This is a genomic window from Halochromatium sp. (genome assembly GCF_046541315.1).
Classification (GTDB): Bacteria; Pseudomonadota; Gammaproteobacteria; order Chromatiales; family Chromatiaceae; genus Lamprobacter.
This window is the reverse complement of sequence record NZ_JBKHDN010000289.1, coordinates 1-2,675: the sequence shown is the minus strand read 5'-3', so window position 1 is coordinate 2,675 and position 2,675 is coordinate 1. Positions and strand designations below refer to the sequence as shown.

Annotated in this window: 2 protein-coding genes; both read left to right on the top strand. The window is 69.7% G+C overall.

Features of this window, described 5'->3' with window-relative positions:
• Nucleotides 1-828 (top strand): VWA domain-containing protein (locus ACLFQI_RS13260; RefSeq protein WP_410760029.1); only part of this gene is annotated, 828 nt, incomplete at its 5' end.
• On the top strand, nt 825-2,594 hold the full coding sequence (locus tag ACLFQI_RS13255; protein ID WP_410760027.1) for a tetratricopeptide repeat protein: 1,770 nt from the start codon (nt 825-827) through the stop codon (nt 2,592-2,594). The genes ACLFQI_RS13260 and ACLFQI_RS13255, both read left to right, overlap by 4 nt.
• The last annotated feature ends 81 nt before the right edge of the window (nt 2,595-2,675 follow it).

Here is a 2,675-nt window from a genome sequence, read left to right as displayed (position 1 = left end):
CTGTTGCTCACCGCGCTGGCCGGGCCGCGTTGGGACTATGCCTCGGTGCAACTCTTCCATCCCGGCGACAATCTGCTGATCCTTCTGGATATCTCGCGCTCGATGGACGCCACCGACACGGCCCCGAGCCGGCTCGGTCGGGCGCGCCAGGAGATCCAGGATCTCATCGTCCAGAATCGCAGATTGCGCCTCGGGCTGATCGCCTTCGCCTCGGTGCCGCATGTCATCTCGCCGGTGACCGAGGACAGCCGCGCGCTGCTGCTGGCGCTGCCGGCTTTGTCGAGCGATCTCGCGCAACTGCAAGGCAGTCGACTCCAGGCCGCGCTCGAGCGCGCCGAGCAATTGCTGGACGCGCTCCCGGCGGACAGCGCCAAGTCGCTGTTGCTGATCTCGGATGGCGATTTCGATGAAGCCGGACTCGATGCGCGGGCGCGCGCGCTGGCCGAACGCGGCATCCGGCTGCATGTGCTCGGCGTGGGCACGCCGCAAGGCGCCGAGGTGCCGGGCGAGCGCGGAGCGCTCGTCGATCCGAACGGCGTGCCGGTCCGCACCCGCCTCGACGAGGCGCAACTCCAAGCCTTGGCCGCCGCCGGCCAGGGCCTCTACCAGCGCGCCGATTATCGGGATGCCGACACCCAGGCGATCCTTGAGGTGGCCGCCCAGGGCCGGCTGCCAGCGACGTCGAGCAGCGATCGCACCCGCGTCTGGCATGAGCGTTTCTATCTTCCGGTCGCGTTGCTGTTGCTGTTGTTGCTGCCCCGCTTCCGAGATTGGCTCGGCCCCAATCGCGGAGCGGCCAGCGCCGGCAAAGAACGGAGGTCGGCATGAGCCAACCGCCCGCCCAGCATCGGCGCCATCGCCGGCCGCTCCCCCGACCGTTTCGCCAGCACGGGCCTCTGGCCGCGCTGTTCCTGCTCGCCACCGCGCTCCCAGCACAGGCCGGCTGGTTCAAGAATACCGAACAAGAGGCGATCGCGGCCTACGAGGACGGCGCCCATGCAACCGCCGCCGTCGCCTTCAGCGATCCCTTTCGACGCGGAGCCGCACTCTATCGCGCCGGTCGTTATGCCGAGGCCGAGGCCGCCTTCGCCGAGCCGCAGCGCGCCGCCGTGCGCACCGCCGCGCGCTACAACCTGGGCAACGCGCGCTTTGCCCAGGGCGACTACGCTGGCGCGGTGAGCGCCTATGAGCAGGTGCTGAGCACCGAGCCAACGCACGACGATGCGCTGCACAATCTAGCGCTCGCACGCGCGCGCCTGGCCCGCCTTGAGCAAGAGGCCTTCGCCGAGGAACAGCAGCCCCAGCCAGAGGATGCGGCGGACGAGGTGCCGGAGGAGGCGCCAGAGGATAGGTCGGAGACCGAGCCGACGGCGGGCCAGGCAACGGAGGAACGGGCGTCGGAGCAGGACACCGCCCAGGAACGGGATGACACCGAGGCGAGCGATGAGGCATCCGCGCCATCCCAACAGCAAGAGGGCGAGCAGGAACGATCCAAGCAATCAGCACAAGCGCAATCCGGCGAGCAGCCACAGGACGAGCAGCAACAAGGCGAGCAACAGGGCGAGCAACAGGGCGAGCAACAGGGCGAGCAACAGGGCGAGCAACAGGGCCAGCAACAGGGCCAGCAACAGGGCCAGCAGCAGGGCCAGCCGTCAGCGGAAGCGGGCGAGCAGCCAGGCGCAGCCGATGATCAGACCCAAAACCAGAATCAGAACCAGACCGCCGCCTCCGAAGCAGGCCCGCAAGATGGCGAGCGCGACGGCGACGAGCAACGCGAACCGCAAGCGGATGCCGAAGGCGACGAGCATTCCGCTATCGCTGAACGCGGCGGCGCGGATCACGCCAGCGACGATGGACGAGACAGCCGCAAGGGTACCGACGGCGAAAGCGCCGAGAGCAGCGAGACCCGGGAAGGCCACGAGATCGAGGATGACGATCAACCCGGCCAATCGGAGCAGTCCCAGAACTCGCAAGCTCGGACCGGCGCGCACGCTCAGGTCGATGCGCGGACCGACGCAAACGGCACGGATGCCCCGGAGGTTGCAGACGGGGCGGACATCTCCGAGCATCAGCAGCGCGCACAGCCCGGTGCCAGCGGCGATGACGAGGAGCAGACCGCTGCGCACCCCGATGACCAGGACCTCGCCGACGAGCCGACCGGAGGCGACGAACCGGGCGCGGAGCAACCGCCGAGCACGGGCGGCGGCGAGGCTCGCGGCGAGCGCGGCGCGGGCAAGGAGCCTGATGCGTCCGCGCCAGCGTCCGAGAGCATTGACGGGAGCGCGACCGGGCCCCCTGCCGGCGACTCCGCCGAGCCCGATCTCGGCGCCGCCGACCAGGCCTCCGAAGCCATCGATCGCTTCGATCAGCAGGGCGCCCTGCCCTGGCAGGCACTGGATCCGGAACAGGGATTGAGCGAGCGACCCAGCCTCGATGGCGAGGCCGCGCTCGGCGCCGACCTCGCGGTCATGGAACAGCGCCTGCGACAGGTCGAGGGCGACCCGACCCGCTTGATGCGCAATCAATTCCGGCTCGAGGAAGCGCGCCGTCTGCGCGAAAGCGGCGGTCGCCTACAGGAGGTCCGACCATGGTAGCCACGCCCATGGTAGCCACGCCCCAGGGTCCCCTCCGGGTGCTGGCGTCGTTGTTGCCCCTGCTGCTCGGCTGGAACGCCG

Coding starts and splice junctions, on each gene's coding strand:
- ACLFQI_RS13255 (WP_410760027.1), top strand. CDS start 825: ATGAGCCAACCGCCCGCCCAGCATCGGCGCCATCGCCGGCCGCTCCCC.